Consider the following 25,015-nt stretch of genomic DNA (forward strand, 5'->3'; position numbering starts at 1 on the left):
AATAAATTAAAGTTTAGGCCTGGGCAAACACCTTGACCGGTGCAATAGCTCCGTTAGCCTCCAGAGCATAAATACCGAGGAATTCCCCTTGCTGATCATAGAGACGGAAATCCCCGGCCTGCTTCACTTCCGGCATTACAAACCGGGCCGACAGACGTTGTCCTTGCAGGGCTGCTTTTTTCTTCTCTGCGGCAACGGTATGTCTGGGCAAATGTGAAATCGCCTCGTCGGCAGCAATCAGATGCCCATCAAGTGTGCCGCCTTCCTTGTGCTCGGCAATTTGCTCCAGAGTCAGGCAATGACTGGCCGAGATCCCGGCCGACATCGTCCGCTCCAGCTTCACCATCACACCGGGAAGACCCAGCTTACGTCCGATATCTACACAGAGGGTTCGGATATAGGTCCCCTTGGAGCATAACGCCCGGAAAGTGATCTCCGGATAGTTGCCATTCCATACCATTCGCTGCATCTCAATCTCATAAATCTCCACTTCACGGCTCTTGCGCTCCACGGTCTTGCCTTCCCGGGCCAGCTCGTACAGACGCTTCCCGTCCACCTTCACTGCGGAATACATAGGCGGCACCTGTGAGATCACACCCTGGAAGGAGTTCAGCACAGCCAGCACTTCGGCTTCCGTGACATGAACCTCCTCAACGGATTCCGTAATCGTCCCGGTCAGGTCCTCAGTATCGCTGGCCATTCCCAGACGCAGTGTGGCAACATATTCCTTGGGCAACTCCTGGATATACTCCACTACCCTGGTAGCACGGCCCAGACAGAGCGGCAATACTCCAGTTACCTGAGGATCAAGGGTCCCGGTATGTCCAATCCGCTTCATGCCCAGAATGCGCCGCGCCTTGGCCACAACATCATGTGAAGTGAACCCTGCCGGCTTATATACAGCCAGAACTCCTGTAAGCTCACTCATAAATGACGTTTAACCTCCTCCAGCACCTGTGCCACAGCTTCTTCCAGACTTCCATTAATACGTGCGCCCGCTGCCCGGGTGTGTCCGCCGCCGCCGAAGGCTTGCGCAAGCAGCGCCACATCTACCTTACCTGCTGAACGCAGACTGGCCTTCACCGCATGGTCATCAATGACCTTGAACAGAATGCCTACCTCTACCCCGCGGATATTCCGGGGATAGTTGACAATCCCTTCAAGATCCTCATTGGCCGCTCCACAGTCCAGCATATCCTGAGGTGTAACGTATACCCACGCTATATCTCCTTCAGGACTAAGCTGTAATGTGCTAAGTGCACGGTTAAGCACCTTCACCTGGGGAAGCGTCATCTCTTCCAGCAAGGTCTCTGCCAGGTCCGGTCCATTCACACCCAGTGCCAGCAGCTCGGATACCGCCGCCATCACTTTAGGAGAAGTATTGCTGTAACGGAAACCGCCGGTATCCGTTAACAGCCCGGTATAAATGGCTGTGGCAATATCAATGTCCCACTTGAGTTCAAAGGTCTTCAGCAGGTCGAACAGAATCTCTGCTGTCGCTGCCGCATCCGGCTTGATAAGGTTCACCGCGCCGTAGCCGTTGTTCGTTGGGTGATGGTCTATATTCAAAATTAGGGCATCACTTGCGAAATGCTGCTGGGTCAGTCCTACACGCTGGAAATCCGCACAATCCACACATATCACATGGCTGTACTGGCGGGGCAACGAACCCTCAGACAGATTGACAATCTGATCGGCATGCCATAAGTATTCCATTCGCTGCGGAATCTGGCCTTCATTCAGCATCAAATATTTTTTGCCCAGACATGAGAGAAGCCAGCCCACCGCGAGGGTGGAGCTGACTGCATCTCCGTCCGGCTGAACATGCGACACTACAAGATAATCGTCGTGTTCCAGCAGAAACTTACGCGTCTGCTGGAGACTTTGTTCATAGCTCTGCATTCGCCGTCTCCTTTATGTTCCGTAGCCTATTCGTTTTTGCCGATTTCGCCGAGCAGCTTCTCAATGTGACTTCCGTAAGCAACGGATTCGTCAATCTTGAAGATCAGCTCAGGCGTATGGCGCAGGCGGATCGCTTTACCAAGCTCCGAACGGAGAAAGCCATTAGCCTTCTCAATCGCTCTAAGTGAGTCTGACTTCTGCTCCTCGTCCCCGAATACGCTCAGGTATACCTTGGCCTGTGACAGATCGTTCGTCACATCAACGCCAGTTACAGTTACGAACCCGACACGCGGGTCCTTCAGTCCGCTTTGGATGAGCTGGCTCAGCTCTTTCTTAATCTGCTCGCCAACCCGTCCCGCTCTGATTTTAGACATCTTATTTCACCTCTTCGCTTAGCGCTCTACCGTTTCCATGATGAATGCTTCGATAATGTCGCCTTCAACGACATCATTATAGCGTTCCAAAGTTATGCCACATTCATAACCCTGTGCCACTTCTTTTGCATCATCTTTGAAACGCTTCAAGGTGTCGATTTTGCCTGTGAAGACAACGATACCGCTGCGGATCAGGCGCATTTCAGCATTGCGGGTAATTTTGCCGTCGGTAACCATACAACCTGCGACACTGCCCACTTTGCTGATTTTGAATACGTTGCGCACTTCGGCATGGCCGATAACGTTCTCTTTATAGATAGGATCAAGCATGCCCTTCATGGCACTTTCGATCTCTTCAATGACATTGTAGATGATGTTATGCAGACGCACATCCACCTTCTCCTGCTCGGCTGCCGCTTTCGTCTGGGCATCCGGACGAACGTTGAAGCCGATCACGATAGCATTGGAGGCTGCTGCCAGGGTAATATCGGATTCCGTGATCGCACCGGCACCGCTGTGAAGGATCTTCACGCGAACGCCTTCGACTTCGATCTTGGCCAAGGAGCCTTTCAGCGCCTCTACCGAACCCTGAACGTCACCCTTGATGATCACGTTGAGATCCTTGATCTCGCCGTCCTTGATGTGCTTGAACAGATCATCCAGCGTAACGCGGGTGTTCGTGTTCAGCTCGGACTGGCGCTGCGTTGTGGAACGTCTGTCAGAGATCGCGCGTGCTTTACGCTCATCTTCGAAGGCCATGAACGGATCACCCGCCTGCGGCACCTCGGTCAGACCGGTAATTTCCACCGGAGTGGAAGGTCCCGCTTCCTTGATTTTGCGTCCCTTGTCATTCACCATGGCGCGTACGCGGCCGAAGCAGTTACCCGCTACAAATGCGTCTCCGACCTTCAGCGTACCGTTCTGCACGAGAATACGGGCAACTGGTCCACGATTCTTGTCAAGCTCAGCTTCTATAACAGTACCGCGTGCCCGTTTGTCCGGGTTCGCCTTGTACTCATTCACTTCGGCAACGAGCAGGATCATTTCCAGCAGCTCTTCAAGGTTAATACGCTGCTTAGCCGACAGGTTGACGAAGATCGTATCACCGCCCCACTCTTCCGGCACCAGCTCATAGTTGGTAAGCTCCTGCTTCACCCGGTCAGGATCTGCGCCCGGCTTATCAATCTTGTTAACTGCAACAATGATTGGAAGTCCGGCTGCCTTGGCATGGTTGATCGCTTCTACCGTCTGAGGCATTACACCGTCATCGGCAGCTACAACGATAATCGTCATATCTGTAACCTGGGCACCACGGGCACGCATGGCGGTGAACGCTTCATGGCCCGGAGTATCAAGGAATGTGATTTTCTTCTGATTAATCTCAACCTGATAAGCACCGATATGCTGCGTAATTCCGCCAGCTTCGCCGCCGGTTACATTCGTGGAACGGATGGCATCGAGCAGGGTTGTTTTACCATGGTCAACGTGACCCATGATCGTTACAACCGGTGGACGGGTCATCAGATCCTCTTCGGAATCATTCTCTTCCATGGTCTCGAAGCTGTCTTCGTCGACTGGAATCTTCACTTCTACTTCTACGCCGAATTCACCGGCCAGCAGCAGAATCGTATCGATATCAAGCTCCTGATTGATGGTGGCCATAACTCCCATCGAGATCAGCTTCTTGATCACTTCCGAAGCATCCTTGTGAAGCAGCTTCGCGGTTTCACCCACGGTCATGCTGCCACGGACAATGATCTTCTTAGGCGTGTTGTCAATCTTCTCACGATATACGGTCGGCTGGTTTCTGCCGCGGTTGTTCTTACCGCCACGGCCGCGATAATTGCCGCCCTTGTTGTCGTCATAGCGTTTCTGGCCATTGTTGCTGCTGCCAGGTCTGCCGCCAGTGGTATTCTTCTTAGGGCCGTCGTTACGTGAAAAGCCTCCGCCCCCATTGCCTTGACCTTGCGGACGGTCACCTGTACGCGGTGCGCCGCCTTGTCCTTGCGGACGGCTGCCAGCAGAGTTGCCCTGTGGGCGGCTTCCGCCAGTAGAGCTGCCTTGCGGACGGCTGCCGCCAGTCGAATTGCCCTGCGGGCGGCTGCCAGTGGAGCTGCCTTGCGGGCGGCTGCCAGTGGAGCTGCCCTGCGGACGGCTGCCAGTAGAACTGCCTTGCGGGCGGCTGCCAGTGGAGCTGCCCTGCGGGCGGCTGCCAGTGGAGCTGTTTTGTGGACGGCTGCTGCTTGAACTGCCCTGCGGGCGGGAATTCTGAGCGGAGCCTGATGTTTGTGTTCTGCGGGAATCTTGTCCGCTTTGGGGCCTTGGGGACGTCGTCGATTGGTTGTTGTTTTGGTTACTGTTCATACCTACCTGCTTTTCCGATTGAATTTTGTTGGTACTCTGAGCACTGCGCGCTTCGGCGTTTACCGCACCGGTAGTGACTACCGGACGGCTGCTGGTGCCGTTGTCCCGCTTGGCTGCAGCGTTTGACTTGATGTCCTTGAAGAACTGTTCAACTTTGTTCACGGAGCCATTCTCCATGACACTCATATGATTATTCACCGGGACATCCAAACGCTTCAGAATGGTGATAATTTCTTTACTGCTCATGTTCAAAGACTTGGCGTATTCGTATACGCGCAGCTTATCCTTATTATCTTCTTTAGTCAATAACTCCACCTCCGACAGTATCTCCAAGCGTTCTGGAGATCATTTCCGCGAATCCTTTATCCGTAATGGCCAGCACAACGCGCTGATCCTTACCAATACTTGCACCGAGTTCATCCCGGTGAAATGCGATTACTAGTGGAATATCGTAGGTCCCGCATTTATCGCGGAACTTCTTCTGGGTATTATCTGAAGCGTCACCTGCCAGGACGACCAGCTTCGCCTCTGAAGACCGTACTGCCTTAAGCACAGCCTCATCGCCGGTGACAATCTTGCCTGCTCTCATCGCAAGCCCTAAATAAGAAAGTGTCTTACTCATTGTCCTCACTATCCTTCGCTGCCAAAAACTGCTCCTCCACGGATGCAAAATCCCGGGCAAGCTGGGCATAGATTTCAGGACTGACCTGACATTTCAATGCCCGGTCAAGTGCTTTGGTCTTCTGTGCTAGCTTAAAGTATTCCAGTTTACCGCAGATATAAGCGCCACGGCCCGACTTCTTGCCTGTCAGGTCGATCAGCACCTCGCCTTCAGGCGTTCTCACCACGCGAATCAGCTCTTTCTTGGGCATCATCTCCTGGCTGGCAACGCATTTACGCAGCGGCACCTTTCTTTGCTTCATAACAAAGCACCTCCCGTCAGTCAGCATTCATTAATCGATGGAGACGGAATCCTGATGCATTTCATCATTGGACGATCTGGGTCTGCCGTATTCCTGCTCCGCCTGCGTCTCGCTCTTGATATCGATCTTCCAGCCGGTCAGCTTGGCGGCAAGACGGGCGTTCTGCCCCTTGATACCGATAGCCAGCGACAGCTGATAGTCAGGAACAATGACGCGGGCCATTTTCTCAGCTTCAAAGACTTGAACCTCAAGCACCTTGGACGGGCTAAGCGCATTGGCTACGTACTCCTGCACCAGCTCGGAATATCTGACGATATCAATCTTCTCACCGCGAAGCTCAGTCACGATGGTCTGTACACGCGTGCCTCTCGGGCCTACGCAGGAACCCACCGGGTCCACTTCGGGATTGCGTGAGAACACGGCGATCTTAGAGCGGAAGCCGGCTTCGCGGGCAACGGAACGAATCTCCACCACTCCGTCAAAAATCTCCGGCACCTCCAGCTCGAACAGACGCTTCAGGAGACCCGGATGACTGCGGGACAGCATGATCTGCGGCCCTTTGGTCGTGTTCTCCACCTTGGTGATATAAGCCTTAATACGCTCGCTCTGCTTGAACTTTTCTCCAGGCATCAGCTCGCTCAGCGGAAGAACCGCCTCGATTTTGCCAAGATCCACATAGATGTTGCGCATATCCTGACGCTGTACAAGGCCGGTTACAATATCATCTTCCTTGTCGATAAAAGCGTTATAGATCAGGCCGCGTTCCGCTTCGCGGATACGCTGGGTAACCACCTGCTTCGCAGTCTGGGCGGCAATGCGGCCGAAATCACGCGGCGTGACTTCCTGCTCGGCGATATCCTCCAGCTGGAAATGCGGGTTGATCTCCCGTGCAGCCAGGAGCGAGATCTCGGTCCGTGCATCGAGAACCTCCTCCACAATCAGCTTGCGGGCAAACACCTTGATTACGCCGGTGTTGCGGTTCATATCCACACGCACATTCTGCGCCGCATTGAAATTGCGTTTATAGCTGGAGATCAGCGCCGCTTCGATGGCTTCGAACAGCACATCCTTGCTGATGCCTTTCTCCCTTTCCAGTTCATTCATAGCTTCAATAAACTCCATACTCATGAAATTCCGGTCCCCCTTTCAAGACGTTAAAAAATAATGGCCAATCTCGCACTGGCGACCTTGGCGTAAGGTACCACATGTTCTTTTTTGCCCGCGGAGATGAGCAGTTCCTCGTTCTCGAATGATAGCAAACGGCCTTCGAATTCTTTGAGTCCTTGAATCGGCTCATAGACCGTTACATATACGTCCTTGCCTACCGCCTTGGCGACATCCGCAGCTTTCTTGAGCGGACGCTCAGCTCCCGGCGAGGAGACTTCAAGGAAATACGCTTCGGAGAACGGATCATTCTCATCCAGCTTCTGGCTGATATATTCGCTGATGGTACCGCAGTCATCGATATCGATGCCGCCTTCTTTGTCTACGAATACGCGCAGAAACCAGTTGGAGCCTTCCTTCACGTATTCAACGTCCACCAGTTCGAAATCATTGTCCTCGAGATAGGACCCGAGCAGCTGCTCTACCGTTTGTTTAATTTTGGATTTGGGTGTGCTCAAAAGAAGATTACCTCCACGAACTTGTCTTTTGCTATATACCAAAGATAAAGAGTGGGTTTCCCCACTCTTTACACAACGGACTTATCTCATTATTACCAAAAAAATTATACCATAGTGAGGCAGCACTGACAAGTACCAGCCCTTGACTCCCCTTTCTAAGAGGTCAATAGAGGGCTGTACATCCTGCCACTTCGGGCAGCCGTCAGAACAGCGAAAGCTGGTTGCTCTCCGGCAATCCGCGGAAGCAGCCCATTCCTGTGAGCAGCTCTATCACCGTTTTACTGGCCTTGGATTTCTGCTGAAAATCCTCAATGGAGAGGAACTCGCCTGCGTCCTTGGCAGCGGCGATATTAATGGCAGCATTATCCCCAATCCCGGCAAGCGAAGAGAACGGAGGAATCAGGCTGGTACCGTCCACCGTGAATTTGGTAGCATCCGAGCGGTACAGATCAATGTTCTTAAAGGTGAAGCCGCGTGCCGTCATCTCCAGGGCCATCTCCAGCACCGGAAGCATGGCTTTTTCCTTAGGCAGCGCCTGGAAGCCCTTGGCTTCAATCTCTACCAGCTGGCGCGCAATGGCTTCGTAGCCTTTGCAGCACAGCTCGATATCGAAATCCGCAGCACGGACAGAGAAGTAAGTTGCATAGTATTCTATCGGATGATACAGCTTGAAGAAGGCAGTGCGCACCGCTGAAATAACATAAGCCGCGGCATGGGCCTTCGGGAACATGTACTGGATTTTGAGACAGGAATCAATGTACCACTGCGGCACCTTGCAATTCTTCATCTCCTCGATCCACTCCGGCGGCAGGCCCTTCCCTTTACGCACGCTCTCCGTAATTTTGAAAGCCAGACTGGCATCCATGCCCGCCTTATAGATCAGATAGAGCATAATATCGTCACGGCAGCCGATTACCGTCTTAATGTTGCAGGTATTGTTCTTGATCAGCTCCTGAGCATTTCCCAGCCATACGCCGGTTCCGTGGGACAGCCCGGAAATCTGCAGCAAGTCGGCAAAGCTGGACGGCTTCGCTTCCACAAGCATCTGACGGACGAATTTCGTCCCCATCTCCGGCACCCCATAAGTAGCTACCGGGGTTCGGATCTGATCGGGCCTCACTCCCAGCGCATCTGTGGAGTTGAACATGCTCATGACCTTCGGATCATTCATCGGAATGGTCGTCGGGTCTACGCCGGTCAGATCCTGCAGCATGCGCATCATGGTCGGATCATCGTGGCCGAGAATATCGAGCTTGAGCAGATTGGCATCGAAGGCGTGATAGTCGAAATGGGTAGTCTTCCACTCAGCTGTAACGTCATCCGCCGGGAACTGCACCGGAGTGATATCTTCAATCTCCATGTAGTCCGGCAAAACTACGATACCGCCGGGGTGCTGCCCCGTACTGCGCTTCACACCGGTACAGCCGGCGGCAAGCCGTCCGACCTCCGCACCGCGCCAGCGCTTCTGGTGATGCTCTTCATATTTCTTGGTGAAGCCGAAGGCGGTCTTCTCCGCCACCGTACCAATGGTCCCCGCACGGAATACATTATCAGGACCGAACATCGTTTTGGTAAAATTATGGGCGTTCGGCTGATACTCCCCGGAGAAGTTAAGATCGATATCGGGAACCTTGTCCCCTTTGAAGCCCAGGAAGGTCTCAAACGGAATATCCTGGCCCTCTCCCTTAAGCTTGCCGCCGCAATCCGGACAGTCCTTATCCGGCAGGTCGAAGCCGCTTGGCACACTTCCGTCCAGGAACCATTCGCTGTGCCGGCATTCCGAATTGGCACAAATATAGTGAGCCGGAAGCGGGTTAACCTCCGAGATGCCAAGGAATGTTGCCACTACAGACGAGCCTACCGAGCCACGGGAACCGACGAGATAACCGTCCTGGTTCGACTTTTTGACAAGCCGTTCCGAGATCAGATAGTTGGCGGAGAACCCGTATTTAATAATCGGGGCAAGCTCCTTCTCCAGACGGGCAACCACAACCTCAGGCAGCTCCTCTCCGTAGATCGATTTGGCTGTGTCATAGCAGGTATTGCGGATCTCATCATCCGCCCCTTCAATAATAGGCGTGAAGAGATCGCTTGGGAACAGATCGTATTCCTCGAACCGCTCAGCCAGCTCAACCGTATTCGTGACCACGACCTCCTTCGCTTTGGCTGCACCCAGGTATTCGAACTCGGCAAGCATCTCATCAGTTGTACGGAAGTGGGCATCCGGCTTGTTCTGGTCCTTCAGCGGACTGAACCCGGTAATCCCGTGGATTGTAATATCGCGGAACAGCTTATCGCGCGGCTCCAGATAGTGCACATTCCCGGTGGCTATCACCGGCTTGTTCATCTGCTCGCCGATCTCACAGATTTTGCGTACAACACCCCGAAGGTCCTCTGGACTCGCTACGAACCCTTTATCCACCAGATGCATGTACATGGTCAGCGGCTGAATTTCCAGCACATCATAGAACTGGGCAACCTCAATCGCCTCTTCCACGGTTTTGTTCAGCACAGCCTCGAAGAACTCGCCCCGCTCACAGCCGGATATGACGAGCAGTCCGTCACGATGCTCTTCAAGCTTCGATTTGGGAATGCAGGGTACCCGCTTGTAGTACTCGGTATGCGACATAGAAATCAGCTTATAGAGGTTCTTTTTGCCGGCCGGATTCAGTGCATAGATGCCGCAGTGAAACGGACGTACATTCGACAGGTCATTACCTACATAATCATTCAGCCGGTCCAGCCGGGTTAAGCCCTTCATCTTCTCCGCATCAGCCAGCAGACCGTTCAGAATACCGCCCAGTGCAATCGTATCATCCACCGCACGGTGATGGCTCTCCAGCAGTACCTTGTACTTGTCAGCAAGCGTATTGAGCCGGTGATTCTTCATACTCGGGAAAAGCAGACGCGCCAGCTCCAGCGTATCGAGTGATGGATTCGGCAGCTCAGGCTGTCCCAGCCTTTTCAGGGAAGCCTGAATGAAGCCCATATCAAAACGTGCGTTGTGCGCAACGAGAATGCTGTCTCCTACGAATTCCACGAACTCACCCAGTACCGGTTCCAGATCCGGGGCATCCTTGACCATTTCATCCGTAATGTTCGTCAACTGCTGGATGTGGTAAGGGATTTTCTCATGCGGGTTGACAAAGGTAGTGTAACGGCCCAGCTCCTTGCCTTCGCACATCTTGATCGCGGCAAGCTCCGTGATGTTATTGCGTGTGATCGACAGGCCTGTGGTCTCGATGTCGAAGACGACATAGGTTGCTGTCTTGAGCTCCAGCGGCTGCGCATTCTCCACGATGTTAACCGCATCATTGACGACATTAGCCTCCACACCGTAGAGCATCTTGAGCTTATGCTTATGGGCGGCGTGATTCGCATCCGGGAAGCTCTGAACATTGCCGTGATCGGTAACTGCAAGCGCCGGGTGGCCCCATTTCGACGCTGTTTTGACATAGGCATCAATCGGTGCTACCGCATCCATCGTGCTCATAGTCGTATGCAAGTGGAACTCCACACGCTTCTCCTTGGCATTGTCCTTACGGGCAGGCGGCGCCGACACCTCGGCCAGATCCGAAGGAATCATCACCAGCTCGGGAATCTGCATGAACCGGTCATATTCCACTTTGCCGCGCGCCCGGACCCATTTGCCGTTAGCCAGCTGCCCCATGATCTTCAGCTCTTCCTTGGTCTTGGCGAACATCTTCATCTGCAGGGAGTCTGTAAAGTCCGTAATGCAGAAGGTGAACAGCGTATTTCCGTTACGCAGCTCCTTGCGGTCCAGCCCGAAGATCGTCCCCTGGATCGTAATCTTCTTCTCTTCATCCTGAATCTCCAGAATGGAGACGGCCTGCTCTTTGATGTCATTCCCTACCTGAAGCTTAATGACCTCATTCGGGTCCCCGGCTTCTTCAGGCTCGTCCGGCTCGCTATTCATCATCATGAGCTCTACCAGTTCACGCTGCTCCTGCTGGAGCTTCTGCTGGAATTCCTCATAGGCATCCGCTTTGCTCTTACTCTCGTCCTCGGCCATTTGCAGCTTAACCTTGAGGGGAAGTGCGAAATATTTATCATAATATTTAATAATGGCGGCTTCGATACCCTTCTTGCGGGCCAGCTCAAGTGACATGGTATCATTCAGACTCAGGATGAGCGTACCGTCCCGCAGCTCCTGACTGGAACGCGTCAGCCAACCGTTGACGGAAGGAATCTCACGCTGGACCCACTCGAGGAACATGCTCCAGTACTCCTGCACAATATCGGCTCTGCTTACAGTATCATCATATAGGAACAAGAAGCTGACCTTGGCAATATGCTGCAGCTTCTCACGCATTCTTAGGATAAAGGCCCGGTAGGTCTGGGCGGGAATCAGGGTTGTCTTCGCAATCACGATATGCCAGTCATGGTTGCCGCGGCTAATCTCCACCCGTTCAATCTGTCCGTCTACAAAATAAGGATCAATCATGGCAGGCGGAATCTCCCCCTGCTTCATCAACAGCTCAAATCTCTTTCTTCTCTCCACGTTCTGCTCCATGCATTCCCCACCTAACTCGGCAATAATTGGCGTAAGACTTTGGCGTCAGTCTAATATAATCACTCGCTCACTCAATTGTAAGAAAAAGCCTCCGGCTTGAAAAGCATTGGGTACTTGCGGCCCGCCGACTCCTCTCGCCAGAAGCTGATATAAAAATTAACAAATATATGTCTGCCGATTAATACGCTTTGGCAAATACAACCGTGTGCTGAGCAGGTTTGCCGCAGCAAATACAGGTCTCTTTCGTTTCTGACGGGTGGAACGGAATATTACGGCTGCCTGCACCGGTCTCTTCCTTGACCTTATCCTCACATTCTTCAGAGCCGCACCAGCCTGCAAGCGCAAAGCCGCGTTTCTCCTCCATAGAATCCTTCATCTGCTCAAGTGTATCTACGGAATAGAAATGGTCCTCACGGAATTTCAGTGCCCGCTCGTACATTTCCTGGTGGACCTGTTCCAGCATAGCATTCACTTCTTCAACCAGGTTCTCCTGCTGAATGACCTTCTTCTCGCCGCTGATCCGGGATACGAGCACACAGACTCCATTCTCCATATCACGCGGTCCAAGCTCCAGACGGACAGGAACGCCGCGCATTTCATATTCATTGAACTTCCAGCCCGGGGTTACATCGGCACGGTCATCTACGCGCACACGGATTCCGGCACTCTTGAGTTCACCAAACAGTTCATCGGTACGTCCGATGACCGCTTCGCGGGTCTTAGGCGGTCCGATTGGAATCATAATCACCTGCGTAGGCGCTACCTTCGGCGGCAGAGCCAGTCCGCGGTCGTCACCATGCACCATGATGAGGGAACCGATCAGACGCGTGGTAGAGCCCCATGAGGTGGTATGTGCATGTTCCAGTACATTCTCCCGGTTCAGATATTGGATATCAAAAGCAACTGCGAACTTGGTGCCCAGGTAATGCGAGGTAGCAGCCTGAACGGCCCGTCCATCCTTCATCATCGCTTCAATGGAATACGTATCCACCGCACCGGCGAACCGCTCGGATGGCGTCTTCTGTCCGGTCACTACCGGAATAGCCAGAAAAGTCTCCACGAAGTCGCGGTAGTTCTCCAGCATCTTCATCGTTTCTTCGCGTGCTTCCGCCTCATTCTCATGCGCGGTATGGCCTTCCTGCCAGAGGAATTCCGTCGTACGAATGAACGGCAGGGTACGTTTCTCCCAGCGGACCACGTTGGCCCATTGGTTAATTAACACCGGAAGGTCACGGTAAGACTGAATCCACTTGGAATACATATGGCCGAACATGGTCTCGGACGTAGGACGGATGGCCAGACGTTCTTCCAGCACATCGCCTCCGGCCTCAGTGACCCAAGGCAGCTCCGGGTTGAAGCCCTCCACATGCTCCTTCTCCTTCTGGAAAAAGCTCTCGGGAATGAATAACGGGAAGTAGGCGTTCCGGTGGCCGGTAGCCTTCAGGCGGCGGTTCATCTCCTCCTGAATATGCTCCCAGATTTCATAGCCGTCCGGTTTGAATACGATACAGCCGCGGACCGGTGAATAATCCATCAGGTCCGCTTTTTTGATAACATCGATATACCAGCGTGAGAAATCCTCGCCCTGCGGCGTGATCTCTGTAACGAACTGCTTGTCTTTGGCCATGTGAAGAAATCCTCCTATTAATTATCACGGGATAAAAATGATATGACATCCGTCAGCCGCTTATGAGGCGTAAAATATCATTATACGTAACAGCGATCATCACCAGGAACAGCAGGGCAAAGCCTACAAAGTGGACCATGCCTTCCCTGCTCGGGTCTACCGGCTTGCCGCGCAGTGCCTCAACGCCCAGAAATACAAGCCGGCTGCCATCCAATGCAGGAATCGGCAGCAGATTAAAGATCCCTAAGTACAGGCTGAGAATTGCTGCCCAATAAGTCAGATATTGAATTCCCTGCTGGGCAATCTGTCCGGTCAACTGGAACGTGCCTACCGGCCCGGAAATATCATCCATATTAAATTTGTTGATCAGCTGCTTGAAGCCGACAAAGATTAACTCCGTGGTGTCCACCATAGCCTTGCTTGACTTGGTAATCGTCTCGCCCACTCCGGCCTTGCGGGTAGGCAGCTCCGGCGTAATTCCAACCTTGCCGCCTTGCTCCCCTTCCATTCCCCGGGGAACCATGGTCACACTGAAGGTCTCTTCACCGCGTTTCAGCGTCCAGTTCATTTCTTTGCCTTTGGAGGCCGAGGTCAGCTTGATCATCTTCTGGTAATCTCCGCCGATGGCCTGCCCGTCCACAGTGACGACGATATCGCCCTTCTGAAGACCAGCTTCCTGCGCAGGCATGCCTAAGCTGACATCACCGATCTTCACATAGGTGGGATTCTCCACCGGAATTCCAGCCATCTGCAGATGAAGGGCAAACAGCACAAACGCCAGAATGAAGTTCATCACCGGACCGGCCAGGATGGCTATCGCCCGCTGGCCGACGGTTTTGCTGCCGAACTGGCGGTCCCTCGGCGCAATTTGTGTCTGCTGGGTGCCCTTGATCATCATCGCCTGCGGATTCACATCATAGGTGGTCACTTCACCATCTACATCAAGGCGGATCTTCAGTTCATTCTCCAGATCCGTGAACTGCGCTTCGCCGCGTATAACATTTCTGCGCGTATCCAGGGAATCAAGGTAAATATTCTTCACCTTATTATCCTGGCCCAGCCGGACGGCAATGGTCTGCCCGGGGCCGATCTCAACCATCTCCGGGTCTTCGCCGGCCATACGGGCATATCCCCCGAAGGGCAGCAAGCGAAGCGTGAACTGGGTTTCACCGCGTTTATAAGAGAACAGTTTCGGACCGAAACCGATCGCAAATTCCCGTACAAGAATTCCGGCGCGTTTGGCAAAATAATAATGCCCCCATTCATGGACAGTCACCAGAACAAAGAACATAAACACCGTTAAAAAAACAACTCTTACCATCTCCATAGCGCAACATTCCCCCTTAAGGTGTAAGACCGAAGTATGTCCTCTTAATTTATCATTATTCCAAGGCAGGGCACAAGAGAATCAACAGTCCACACCTATTTTTCAGGGTACAGCCATATTCACCGTTTATAAAGTGCCTCTTATCCCTTTACAGGAAAGCCGCAAGCTCCCGGGAAGCTATATCGCTACTGTGAATCTGTTCCAGACCAGGGTTCGCCTCATTCTGATGGCGCTGAAGCACTTCATCAATAATCTCATCAATCCGCAGGAAGGGAATCTCACCGCGCAGGAAGCGGGCTACGGCGACCTCATTGGCTGCATTAAAGGCTGTTGTAAATGTGCCGCCCGCAATACCGCAGTCAATGGCCATCTTCAGTGCCGGATAGCGCTCATAATCCATCTCCCGGAAGGTCAGGCTGGCCACCTGAGCCAGGGACAAGCGCTTCGCAGGAGACGGCCAGCGGTCAGGATAGGTGAGTGCATATTGAATGGGAACCCGCATATCAGGAGTCCCAAGCTGAGCAATAATGCTGCTGTCGCAGAACTCCACATACGAGTGAATGATGCTCTCCGGATGCAGCACCACATCAATCTGCTCATAGGGAAGGGCGAACAAATGGTGGGCCTCAATAACTTCCAGGCCTTTGTTAACCATGGTTGCCGAGTCAATAGTAATCTTGGCCCCCATGCTCCAGTTGGGGTGACGCAGTGCGTCCGCTACGGTAACATTCGTAAGCTGTTCACGCTTATAATCACGGAACGAGCCACCAGAGGCTGTAATGGTAATTGAAGCTACATCATTACGGTTCTCGCCATTTAAGCATTGAAAAATTGCTGAATGCTCGCTGTCAACTGGCAGCAGCTTCACGCCTTTGCGTCCAGCAAGCTCTGTAACCAGATGTCCGGCGGTCACCAGTGTCTCCTTATTAGCCAGTCCAATATGTCTGCCGGCTTCAATCGCCGCAAGTGTGGACTGAAGCCCCACACTGCCTACAAGCGCAGTTACGACCGTCTGTGCATCGCCTCCGGCAGCAATCTCCACCAGACCTTCACTTCCGCTATACAGCTCCACACCGGCAGGCAGACTGGATCTGATCTCCTCTGCAAGCTCCTTCGTGGAGACCGATACACGGCGTGGCCTGAAGCGGCGGACCTGTTCCAGCAGCAGCGAAATATTACTTCCCGCCGCCAGTCCATCGACTTCAAAAGCTTCCGGATGCATAGCTACCACATCCAGCGTCTGGGTACCGATGGAACCCGTGGAGCCGAGAATACTAATTCTTTTCACAGTTGCTTTCCTTCTCCCTGTCGTTAATAGTAAGGCATCAGCATTACGATATGTACGAAAGGAAATACGATGATCCAGCTGTCGCAGCGGTCCAGGATGCCTCCGTGACCCGGCAAAAGTGAGCCTGAATCCTTAATACCGTACACCCGTTTATAGGCAGATTGTACAAGATCTCCGAGTTGACCCAGCACCGCGCAGGCAATTCCAATTAGCAGCGCGCGTAGGATGGTCAGCAGATCAGGAACTACTATGGCAAACACAATTGATATGACAGCAGAAATTACCACTCCACCAAGAGCACCCTCAATAGTCTTGTTAGGACTGATTGCAGGCCACAGCTTGTTCTTTCCGAAGCTTCTGCCGACAAAATAGGCTCCGGCATCACTGCCCCATATACAGCACAGCAGCAGGATCGTCCAGAAGAGGCCATGGCCATCACCCGCACCGCGGGCGATTCCCATATACGAGAACCCCATCCCTATGTAAACAATGCCTGTGAACATCATTGCGGTAATTTTGATATCCAGCTTATTCTTGCTGAACACAGTGACCAGCAGGAACAGCAGCAATACCAGCCATATCCCCTGTTCCCAGGAGAATAGTTTTTTCATTTCCAGGAGGTCCCAAGGAATCATAAAGCCTACAACAGAGGCATAACCAAATACAGCCGTCAGTCCGAAGGTTGCTGTACCTGTCATTTTCACAAATTCATAATAGCCGATGAGGGCCATGGCAGTCAGCATCAGCTGATACGGCCAGCCGCCCCAATAGCATAACCCTAAAAACAAGGCCCCGGCAACAATTCCGGTAATCAATCGCTGCTTCAAAGAATCCCTCTCCCATCAGGCTACTTCAATCCACCGTAACGGCGTGTGCGGCGCTGATATTCAGCCACAGCCTGCATCAGATGCGACTTGTCGAACTCCGGCCAGTAAGCATCCGTAAACCAAAATTCACTATACGCGACCTGCCACAGCATAAAGTTACTTAGCCGCATTTCACCGCTGGTGCGGATCAGCAGGTCAGGATCAGGTAACCCCCCGGATAACAGCCTGCTGTCAATCAGCTCTGAAGTAATCTCTTCAGGAGACAGGACTCCTGCCTGAATATCCCTGCCCATGCCGCGCATACAATCCTCAATTTCTTTACGGCCGCCATAGTTAAGTGCAAAATTCAGAATAAGTCCGGTATTGCTCTGGGTACGGGCCACAGCTTCTTCCATCGCCTTGCGCGTATGGGAAGGCAGCGAGTCGGTATCACCCATAACGCGAACCTGCACATTCTTTTCAATTAATTCGTCCAGTTCAATCGCCAGGAATTCAACGGGGAGACGCATCAGGAAATCCACTTCATCCTTCGGCCGGCTCCAGTTCTCCGTAGAGAAAGCGTACAGAGTCAAAAATTCTACTCCGAGGTCGTTCGCTGCAATCGTAGCACGTTTGACTGCCTTCATCCCGTTCTGATGGCCTACAACCCGGGGCATACCGCGCCGTTTCGCCCAGCGACCGTTGCCATCCATAATTATCGCTATGTGCCGGGGAATATTATCCGGTGAAATCTCGACTGGCTCCTGCCTGTCTTTACGGCTCAGCCATTCTTGAATCCGTTTGATCATTTCCGTTTCCTCCAAGCTCTTATCAGAAAGAGACAAACCCCACCATTAACGGAGGGGCCTGAAGTCTCATGAATTTCGTTATACTTCCATAATCTCTTTTTCTTTGGACAAGAGCACTTTGTCGACTTCAGCTATGAACTTATCCGTTGTTTTCTGGATATCTTCCTGATGTCCATGGGACTCATCTTCAGAAATGCCGTTCTTCTCCATCTTTTTGATGTCATCGTTGGCATCGCGGCGGATGTTGCGGATCGCTACCTTAGCTTCTTCACCGAACTTCTTGGTGAACTTCACCAGCTCAGTGCGGCGTTCTTCAGTAAGCGGAGGAATCGACAGGCGGATGATTGTACCGTCATTAGCAGGTGTAATCCCGATGTCGGATTTCATAATCGCCTTTTCGATGTCTGACATTGAGGTTTTGTCCCACGGCTGGATCAGCAGGGTCCGGGAATCCGGTGTGCTGATGTTAGCCAGCTGATTGATCGGAGTTGGAGCACCGTAATATTCAACCTGGATGCGATCCAGCAGCGACGTCGAAGCGCGTCCTGCCCGCAGTGTTGCCAAGTCGCGTTTCAGCGAGAGAATCGCTTTTTCCATACGCTCTTCGGCATTCTTCTTAACCGATTGTGGCATTTAATTTACACTCCCTTTAACGATCGTCCCGATTTTTTCACCGAGAACGACGCGTTTAATATTGCCTTGCTCTGTAATAGCAAACACAATGAGCGGTAGATTATTATCCATGCAGAGTGAGGAAGCGGTAGAATCCATAACCCCCAGGTTTTTGTTCAGAATATCCATGTAAGTCAGCTGCTCGTATTTGACAGCCGTGCTGTCCTTGAACGGATCTGCTGAGTAGACGCCGTCTACCTTATTCTTGGCCATGAGGATAACCTCGGCTTCAATTTCGGCTGCTCTAAGCGCTGCCGTAGTATCAGTCGAGAAGAACGGATTCCCTGTCCCTGCGGCAAAAATAACTACGCGGCCCTTCTCCAGATGCCGGATCGCCCGGCGGCGGATATAGGGCTCAGCGATCTGCTGCATGGCGATAGAGGTCTGAACCCGGGTAGGGACATCAATCTGCTCCAGAGCGTCCTGTAATGCCAGCGAGTTCATCACAGTGGCCAGCATCCCCATATAATCGGCCGTTGCCCGGTCAATACCGCTTGCACTTCCGGCGATTCCGCGCCAGATGTTGCCACCGCCGCATACAATCGCAACCTGAACTCCAAGCTCCACGACTTCCTTGACCTGCTCTGCAATAGAGATGATCGTATCGGCATCGATGCCATAGCCATTCTGTCCGGCGAGCGATTCACCGCTTACCTTAAGGACCACTCTCTTAAATACCGGTTGTTCCAATTGTATACCCTCACTTTCTGCAAAAGACGGAACACTACTTGTATGTGTTCCGCTCTTTTGATGCTTGCCTGTATTCAGTTCTTATTCAATGACCTGCAGTTATTATTGTTTTACTTGTGCCATAACTTCTTCTACAAAATTGTCGACTTTCTTCTCAAGACCTTCACCCAGTTCGAAACGAACGAAGCGGCGGATGGTGATGTTCTCGCCGATTGTGCTGATTTTTTCATTCAGCAGCTGGGAGATTGTCTTATCCGGGTCTTTAACGAAGGATTGCTCCATCAGGCAATATTCTTCATAGAACTTGCTGATGCGGCCTTCCACCATTTTTTCAACGATCTTCTCAGGCTTGCCTTCGTTCAGCGCTTGTGCCTTAAGAATTTCTTTTTCCTTCTCAACGTCTGCAGAAGGTACTTCTTCACGGCGAACATACAGCGGGTTCGCTGCTGCGATCTGCATAGCGATATCGCGTGCGAATTCTCTGAAGGAATCCGTTTTGCCTACGAAGTCAGTTTCGCAGTTAATTTCCACCAGAACGCCAATACGGCCGCCAGCGTGGATATAGGATTCTACAGTACCTTCAGTAGCAATACGTCCTGCTTTGTTTGCTGCTGCGGACAAACCTTTTTCGCGAAGCAACTCAGCTGCTTTGGTGATATCGTTGTTTGCTTCTTCCAGAGCTTTTTTACAATCGAGCATTCCTGCCCCTGTTCTTTCGCGAAGTTCCTTCACTGCTTTTGCATCTACTGCCATTGTTATTCCCTCCAGGGTCATATTCGTTGTCATGCACTTGCTTGCATTTTAAAAAAAGGGCAGTGAGAGGTTATCCACCTGCCAACCACCCTTTTTCATTTAAGTTCTCATTTTATGTTCCGGTTGCTACTTAAGCTGTAGTTGTGTCTTCGCCCTGATGAGCTTCAACAACAGCATCAGCCATTTTACCAGTCAAGAGCTTCACGGCGCGGATAGCGTCGTCATTGCCTGGAATTACGTAGTCAATTTCATCCGGATCGCAGTTAGTATCAACGATAGCTACGATAGGAATACCCAATTTGCGAGCTTCTGCTACTGCAATGCGCTCTTTACGCGGGTCAATGATGAACAGCGCGCTTGGAAGACCTTTCATGTTCTTGATACCGCCCAGGAATTTCTCAAGACGATCTTTCTCTTTGCGGAGAAGGATAACTTCTTTCTTAGGCAATACTGCAAAGGTACCGTCTTCTTCCCATGCTTCCAGTTTCTTCAGGCGGTCAATACGCTTCTGAATGGTCTGGAAGTTAGTCAGGGTACCCCCGAGCCAACGCTGGTTAATGAAGAACATACCCGAACGTTCAGCTTCTTCTTTAACGGAATCCTGAGCCTGCTTCTTTGTTCCTACGAATAGGATTGTGCCGTTGTCTCCAGCGACGCTCTTTACAAAGTTGTAAGCTTCCTCTACCTTCTTGACTGTTTTTTGCAAGTCAATAATGTAAATTCCGTTTCTTTCAGTGAAGATATAACGATCCATCTTTGGATTCCAACGACGAGTCTGATGACCGAAGTGAACCCCAGCTTCGAGAAGCTGCTTCATGGAGATTACTGCCATCTTCACACACCTCCTAGTTTTGGTTTATTGTGTGTCTCCTCCGCCGCGCGTCATCTTTCAGCAAGACTTTCTTCAGAAGAAAGCACCCCTTACCGAAATCAACCGGCGTGTGTTTTAACACCGTCAATTAATATATCATAATAAAACAACCTATGCAACGATTACTTTTTTACGGTAATCAGCTTGTCAATGATGGAGTTGATGCTCTCTCCCTTGGTGAAGCTGTAGCTGCCGTATTGAATGATAGTGTTCACCTTACGGCCGTTTGCCGTCTGGAGAAACTTATTCTTGTCCTCAATTACCCCGGCTTCCGCAAGTAAATCTGCCGTCTGAGAGAGGGTAATTCCAGTAGGAATCTTCAAAGAGATTACTCCGTCTACCGCAGCCACAGGTGCTTCAGGCGTAGCCGGAGCTTTGGTAACAGGTGCTGCGGTGCTCTGCGGCTGTGCAGGAGCTGAAGGCTTGCCCGGAGTCGCTGCGGCGCTTGGCGCTGCGGCCGGCTTGGGCGGAACACCAGGCGTAGAGGCCGGTGTTGCTGCTGGCTCACCGGAAGCCTTGGCCCGGGCACCCTCCTCCGGCGATGGCGTTGCTGTTGCAGCAGCTTCTGCCGGATCTACAACGGTCAGGTTCAGGCTAGCCGCTTGCCGGATCAGTTCTTCTTTGGTCAGCGGCGCCGTCCGCCCGGCTATCATCAGCTGCAGCAGCAGCGCTCCGGCTATAAGCCCGATCCCTAGTCCCAGCATAAAGAACCGGTTCTTCATCATACGGATTCCTCCTGCTGGGCAAGCTGCAGGATCAGCTGCACCTCGCCCCGCTGAAGACCGGCGGTCTTAGCGATAGAGTCGATCGATTTCCCCTGCTCATGCAGCTCGAACAGCCGGGGATACCGCAGCTTAATGGAGCTCACGGGTCTTGGCTTAACAGGAGGTACTGCCTCAGTTGCCTGCTCTGTGCCCTGAGGCTTCTCCGCGTGGCCGGGCGAAGCCTCCCGCGAGAAGGTGGCGGCCAGCTGAAGCAGACCCTTCTCTTCCGCAGTCAGCCGCGCATCCATCAGCAGCAGGCTCTTCTGCAGCTCGCCCACCTGCTCCCGCAGTACAGCGATTTCTTCCTGGAGGGCTGCCTTATTGCTCTGTGACTGTGTCTTAATGCTGCCCACCAGCTTCAGCAGCTCGGAGTTCTCATGCTCGATATCCGCCATGTAGAGCTCCAGAGCTGCCTCCGTCTCCTTCAGGCTCTTCTTCTCTGAGTCTTCCTTGCCCGTCCTGGCCGGCAGCCGCAGGGCATAAACAATAGCAACTGCACCTACCAGCACAATATATACCCATGGTTCCAAGTGTGTAATCTCCTTCTGCGTTTAATTCATAAGATGCCTTAACTGCATTTGAGGTTATTCTGTCCCAATCAGAGACTGAAATCTATACGGTGCCCCTTATAGGGATGTTCGGCATCATGGGTGTTCTCCTGCTTATCCGGCTTGCGGGGTTGAGGCTGACTGCCAGAACCGTTCCCTTTGCCGCCGTCCCGCAGGGCCGATTCGGCAGACTCGTCAACCTCAGTGCTGCGCAGCGAGATTTCCTGGCTATGCTTGACATTCTGGCCTGCCAATTGCTGCTGGTCGAGTGCAGGTCGCTGCTGAAGGTTGTTCTGAACTTTGGCCGCATCATGGGTACGGGGCAACGCAATTTGCAATTCCACCGGTTTCAGACTCATAAGATCCCTCTTCTCCAGTCATTGGTTTCAGAATCAAGGAATAGCAGGCCGCCTCGGCTGCCTGCCTGATTATACATACGGTATTATGGATATATCCCCTTCACTATAAATGAAGGATACCCGCTCCGTCGGGTCTTTGACAAACCTGGTGTACCTTCCGATTACGATCTTAGAGCCTCCATAGATCGTTTTGACGACATCCACCTTAGCTCTGCCGGTGTCCTCCAGCATACGCTCGATCTCCAGTACACGCTCTTTAATTCTCTTTTCATCACGCATATGGGATTGCTTGGTTGCATTAAGCTTGACGCGAAGCGCCACCTTATCCGGCGACAGCTGCCCATTGTTCGCCAGCTGATTAAGCAGATACAGCGCCTTATTGGTCTTGTCCTCATTCTCTAGAAGCTGCCGGAGCTCCTGGCGCAGTTCGTTGATCTCATTTCTCAGCTCTGGAACAACGCCCACTTCAACCGCTGTAGCTGTAGACATGGTATTGCCGATGGTACGGGCGATCACACGCTCCCCTGCCTGTACGATCCCCCCGACGATTAAGCCTTTGGCCCCGTTGCACAGCACATCATGACCTGCCCGGATGCTGGAATGCATAATGCTTTGGGAAACGATAATATCCTCCCCTGCCACAACATTGCCGTCCTGGATGAACGAGACCTTAACATTTTTACCGGCGCTTACGAGGCCTTTATTATAACCGATGATACCGCCCGTAATCTCGATGGACCCGCCCGATATCAGTTCGGCTCCCTCTACCCCGCCGACCACCCGGATATCTCCTGCGGATTTGACGGTGAAGCCGGTAAGCACATTGCCGCGGATGACCACCGTACCCACGAAATCAATATTGCCTGTGCTGTAATCCACATCCCCATTGATTTCATACACCGGAAAAACATTGATTTTGCCCTTGTCTGTCAGCGTAACCAATCCGTCAATCGCCGAATACATGGAGGTCTCTTCCTGATCCACCACCACATTCTTGCCTACCTTGAAATGAGCCTCCTTCCCTGCCCGGAACGGAAGCTCTTCACCTGTTACCATTTTGCCGCTCACGCCGTTCTCTGCCGGAATAACCTTGGCAATAAGCTGGCCCTTCCTTACGTTATGCAGCCGGACCAACTCCTTGTAATCCACCTTGCCGTCCTCTTTCTCGAGAGGCTTGCGGTCCTCCTCCATGTCAACGGTCAGCACAACCCGGCCGTCCTTACCGTTGACAGCAGGCTGTCCAATCGCGATAGGCACCCGGTTCCAGAAATATTCTTCCGGGTTACTGCTAATCCGCTGAACAATATCATGCTGTATACCGAAACGAATATTGTGACTGAACAGGAAGCTCTCAAGGTCCTCGACCGAACAGGTGAAATTCTCATCCTTCTTGGTGAACTGAAGGTAAGCGATCCCCTTATCCTCCGAAAAAGTAATGCTCAGGTATTGGCTCAATACATATTGACCGATCAATTTCTGCTCCCCCTTGTCACCGTCACCCGGTTAATCATTTTGCATTAGAAGGTCCCGGTTCTTCTCAAGTGTGCCTCTTAGCCGCAAAATAGCTTTGGAATGAAGCTGGGAGATTCGCGAAGGAGACAGTGACATCACTTCCGCAATCTCGCTTAAAGATAAATCTTCATAATATAAAAGGGACACGACGGTCCGTTCTTTCACTGTTAGTTTCTCGATGCCTTTGGTTAGCGTATCCCGCAGATAGAACTCATTCACTTTACGGTCCGGATTCTTGGCCTTGTCATCTACCAATATGGACATTCTTGTCTCTGATTCCTCTTCGCGTATAGGATCTTCCAATGAACAGAGCGACATGACTGCGACATCCTGCAGCATCGTCTGAAACTCCGTTTCCGAAATATTCAGATATTGGCTCATTTCATTATCAGTTACTGATCTCAAATACTTCTGCTCCAGCTGCTGGTAGGCATCCTCGATTTTTTTCGCTTTTTCGCGTACGGATCTGGGAACCCAGTCACTTTGCCGCAGAGAATCAAGGATTGCTCCCCGTACCCGCCACGATGCATAAGTCTGGAATTGAAGCCCCCGCTTGTAGTCGAATTTTTCGATGGCATCAATGAGTCCCATAACGCCGTTGCTGGCCAAATCGTCCTTGGAGACGTTTTTAGGCAGTCCTACTGCCAGACGGCTGGACACATAATCAACAATGTGGAGATAACTCTCAATCAGCTTTTTTTTAGCTTCAGGATCGCCGTGCTCTTTCCACTGCTCCCAAAGCATATCTGTATCCGACTGAGCTGCTTTACGCTCGTTCAACGGCTTTCACCCTTCCCAAAGTTTAGTCAGCGGGCAAACATGCGGCGCAAGATGACGGACTTTCGCCGCAACACTCGCTTATTCTTCTTTCAGGTGACGAACGGCCTTGGCCAATTCTTCAGGATCTTTCATAGAGACTAGCTTCGGAGGCTGCAAAGGCGTGAATCCCCCTGGCTCTTCACTGGCCGCCTCCCGTTTTGGGGTAAGCAGGTCCTTGAGCTCCTGATCCTCTTCAGGTGTACTAATATCAAGCTTCACGCCAAGAGACTCTCCGTTATCGAACAAACCGGCTTCCGGGTCTGAGGATTCTTTTCCGATAATAAAACCCAATACCCATCTCAGGCAAAAAGCAAGCACAAACCAGATAATAAATCCGTACATGCCCCGGATCAGGCTGGTACCCAGCAGGTTCTGCCCGTTGTTAGCAAGGAAGGTTAGTACAAATCCGATCAGTCCGGCCACAATATTCAGCAATAGTTTCCTGCTCATG

The 25,015-nt window shown here is 52.1% G+C and carries 24 protein-coding genes; all 24 read right to left on the reverse strand.

Features of this window, described 5'->3' with window-relative positions; translation table 11 throughout:
- Positions 1 to 13 precede the first annotated feature (13 nt).
- Positions 14 to 928 carry a tRNA pseudouridine(55) synthase TruB gene (truB, locus tag MKX63_RS30960; protein ID WP_341022626.1) on the reverse strand — a complete coding sequence of 305 codons (915 nt, stop codon included), beginning with the start codon at positions 926 to 928 and terminating at the stop codon, positions 14 to 16.
- A complete protein-coding gene (locus tag MKX63_RS30965) occupies positions 925 to 1,902 on the reverse strand; it encodes a DHH family phosphoesterase (protein ID WP_341022630.1) in 978 nt (325 codons plus the stop codon). Before MKX63_RS30965 ends, truB begins: the two co-directional genes overlap by 4 nt.
- Positions 1,903 to 1,928: 26 nt before the next feature.
- Positions 1,929 to 2,276, reverse strand: coding sequence for a 30S ribosome-binding factor RbfA (rbfA, locus tag MKX63_RS30970; protein WP_036692621.1), 348 nt, complete (start codon positions 2,274 to 2,276; stop codon positions 1,929 to 1,931).
- A gap of 18 nt (positions 2,277 to 2,294) precedes the next feature.
- The gene (gene infB / locus MKX63_RS30975; protein ID WP_341023374.1) at positions 2,295 to 4,946 is read right to left on the reverse strand and encodes a translation initiation factor IF-2; all 2,652 of its coding nucleotides are present in this window, start codon (positions 4,944 to 4,946) and stop codon (positions 2,295 to 2,297) included.
- Positions 4,939 to 5,262, reverse strand: a complete 324-nt coding sequence (locus MKX63_RS30980) for a YlxQ family RNA-binding protein (RefSeq protein WP_445323548.1) — start codon at positions 5,260 to 5,262, stop codon at positions 4,939 to 4,941. The genes infB and MKX63_RS30980 overlap by 8 nt, the downstream gene beginning before the upstream one ends.
- Entirely contained in the window at positions 5,255 to 5,563 is a 309-nt protein-coding gene (gene rnpM / locus MKX63_RS30985; protein ID WP_036692616.1) for an RNase P modulator RnpM, read from the reverse strand. The genes MKX63_RS30980 and rnpM overlap by 8 nt, the downstream gene beginning before the upstream one ends.
- Before the next feature lie 30 nt (positions 5,564 to 5,593).
- Complete coding sequence (gene nusA, locus MKX63_RS30990; protein WP_036724723.1) at positions 5,594 to 6,691, reverse strand: transcription termination factor NusA; 1,098 nt, start codon at positions 6,689 to 6,691, stop codon at positions 5,594 to 5,596.
- A 26-nt stretch (positions 6,692 to 6,717) separates the two neighbouring features.
- Positions 6,718 to 7,185 carry a ribosome maturation factor RimP gene (rimP, locus tag MKX63_RS30995; RefSeq protein ID WP_341022632.1) on the reverse strand — a complete coding sequence of 156 codons (468 nt, stop codon included), beginning with the start codon at positions 7,183 to 7,185 and terminating at the stop codon, positions 6,718 to 6,720.
- A gap of 202 nt (positions 7,186 to 7,387) precedes the next feature.
- Positions 7,388 to 11,719 carry a PolC-type DNA polymerase III gene (locus MKX63_RS31000; protein ID WP_341022635.1) on the reverse strand — a complete coding sequence of 1,444 codons (4,332 nt, stop codon included), beginning with the start codon at positions 11,717 to 11,719 and terminating at the stop codon, positions 7,388 to 7,390.
- Positions 11,720 to 11,897: 178 nt separating this feature from the next.
- Positions 11,898 to 13,346 (reverse strand): proline--tRNA ligase, encoded by a 1,449-nt coding sequence (proS, locus tag MKX63_RS31005; protein ID WP_341022639.1) that lies wholly within the window; start codon positions 13,344 to 13,346, stop codon positions 11,898 to 11,900.
- Positions 13,347 to 13,398: 52 nt separating this feature from the next.
- A complete protein-coding gene (rseP, locus tag MKX63_RS31010; RefSeq protein ID WP_341022642.1) occupies positions 13,399 to 14,673 on the reverse strand; it encodes an RIP metalloprotease RseP in 1,275 nt (424 codons plus the stop codon).
- 148 nt (positions 14,674 to 14,821) lie between these two features.
- Positions 14,822 to 15,961 carry a 1-deoxy-D-xylulose-5-phosphate reductoisomerase gene (locus MKX63_RS31015; protein WP_341022644.1) on the reverse strand — a complete coding sequence of 380 codons (1,140 nt, stop codon included), beginning with the start codon at positions 15,959 to 15,961 and terminating at the stop codon, positions 14,822 to 14,824.
- A 23-nt stretch (positions 15,962 to 15,984) separates the two neighbouring features.
- Positions 15,985 to 16,788, reverse strand: coding sequence for a phosphatidate cytidylyltransferase (locus MKX63_RS31020; protein ID WP_341022645.1), 804 nt, complete (start codon positions 16,786 to 16,788; stop codon positions 15,985 to 15,987).
- Positions 16,789 to 16,808: 20 nt separating this feature from the next.
- Entirely contained in the window at positions 16,809 to 17,576 is a 768-nt protein-coding gene (locus MKX63_RS31025; RefSeq protein WP_341022647.1) for an isoprenyl transferase, read from the reverse strand.
- A 78-nt stretch (positions 17,577 to 17,654) separates the two neighbouring features.
- The gene (gene frr, locus MKX63_RS31030; protein WP_341022649.1) at positions 17,655 to 18,209 is read right to left on the reverse strand and encodes a ribosome recycling factor; all 555 of its coding nucleotides are present in this window, start codon (positions 18,207 to 18,209) and stop codon (positions 17,655 to 17,657) included.
- Entirely contained in the window at positions 18,210 to 18,938 is a 729-nt protein-coding gene (gene pyrH, locus MKX63_RS31035; RefSeq protein WP_341022651.1) for a UMP kinase, read from the reverse strand.
- A 102-nt stretch (positions 18,939 to 19,040) separates the two neighbouring features.
- The gene (gene tsf, locus MKX63_RS31040; RefSeq protein WP_036724710.1) at positions 19,041 to 19,691 is read right to left on the reverse strand and encodes a translation elongation factor Ts; all 651 of its coding nucleotides are present in this window, start codon (positions 19,689 to 19,691) and stop codon (positions 19,041 to 19,043) included.
- Positions 19,692 to 19,821: 130 nt separating this feature from the next.
- On the reverse strand, positions 19,822 to 20,523 hold the full coding sequence (rpsB, locus tag MKX63_RS31045) for a 30S ribosomal protein S2 (RefSeq protein WP_036692565.1): 702 nt from the start codon (positions 20,521 to 20,523) through the stop codon (positions 19,822 to 19,824).
- 161 nt (positions 20,524 to 20,684) lie between these two features.
- The gene (locus MKX63_RS31050) at positions 20,685 to 21,287 is read right to left on the reverse strand and encodes a hypothetical protein (RefSeq protein WP_341022652.1); all 603 of its coding nucleotides are present in this window, start codon (positions 21,285 to 21,287) and stop codon (positions 20,685 to 20,687) included.
- Positions 21,284 to 21,856: a hypothetical protein gene (locus MKX63_RS31055; protein WP_341022653.1), complete on the reverse strand. Its 573-nt coding sequence runs from the start codon at positions 21,854 to 21,856 to the stop codon at positions 21,284 to 21,286. The genes MKX63_RS31050 and MKX63_RS31055 overlap by 4 nt, the downstream gene beginning before the upstream one ends.
- A gap of 68 nt (positions 21,857 to 21,924) precedes the next feature.
- Entirely contained in the window at positions 21,925 to 22,233 is a 309-nt protein-coding gene (locus tag MKX63_RS31060) for a hypothetical protein (RefSeq protein ID WP_341022655.1), read from the reverse strand.
- 69 nt (positions 22,234 to 22,302) lie between these two features.
- The gene (locus tag MKX63_RS31065; RefSeq protein WP_341022656.1) at positions 22,303 to 23,706 is read right to left on the reverse strand and encodes a DUF342 domain-containing protein; all 1,404 of its coding nucleotides are present in this window, start codon (positions 23,704 to 23,706) and stop codon (positions 22,303 to 22,305) included.
- Positions 23,707 to 23,736: 30 nt separating this feature from the next.
- Positions 23,737 to 24,525, reverse strand: a complete 789-nt coding sequence (locus tag MKX63_RS31070) for a FliA/WhiG family RNA polymerase sigma factor (protein ID WP_341022658.1) — start codon at positions 24,523 to 24,525, stop codon at positions 23,737 to 23,739.
- A 78-nt stretch (positions 24,526 to 24,603) separates the two neighbouring features.
- Positions 24,604 to 25,014 (reverse strand): hypothetical protein, encoded by a 411-nt coding sequence (locus MKX63_RS31075; protein WP_341022659.1) that lies wholly within the window; start codon positions 25,012 to 25,014, stop codon positions 24,604 to 24,606.
- Between the last annotated feature and the right edge of the window lies 1 nt (position 25,015).

It is taken from the genome of Paenibacillus sp. FSL R7-0179 (assembly GCF_038002265.1).
Classification (GTDB): Bacteria; Bacillota; Bacilli; order Paenibacillales; family Paenibacillaceae; genus Paenibacillus_AQ.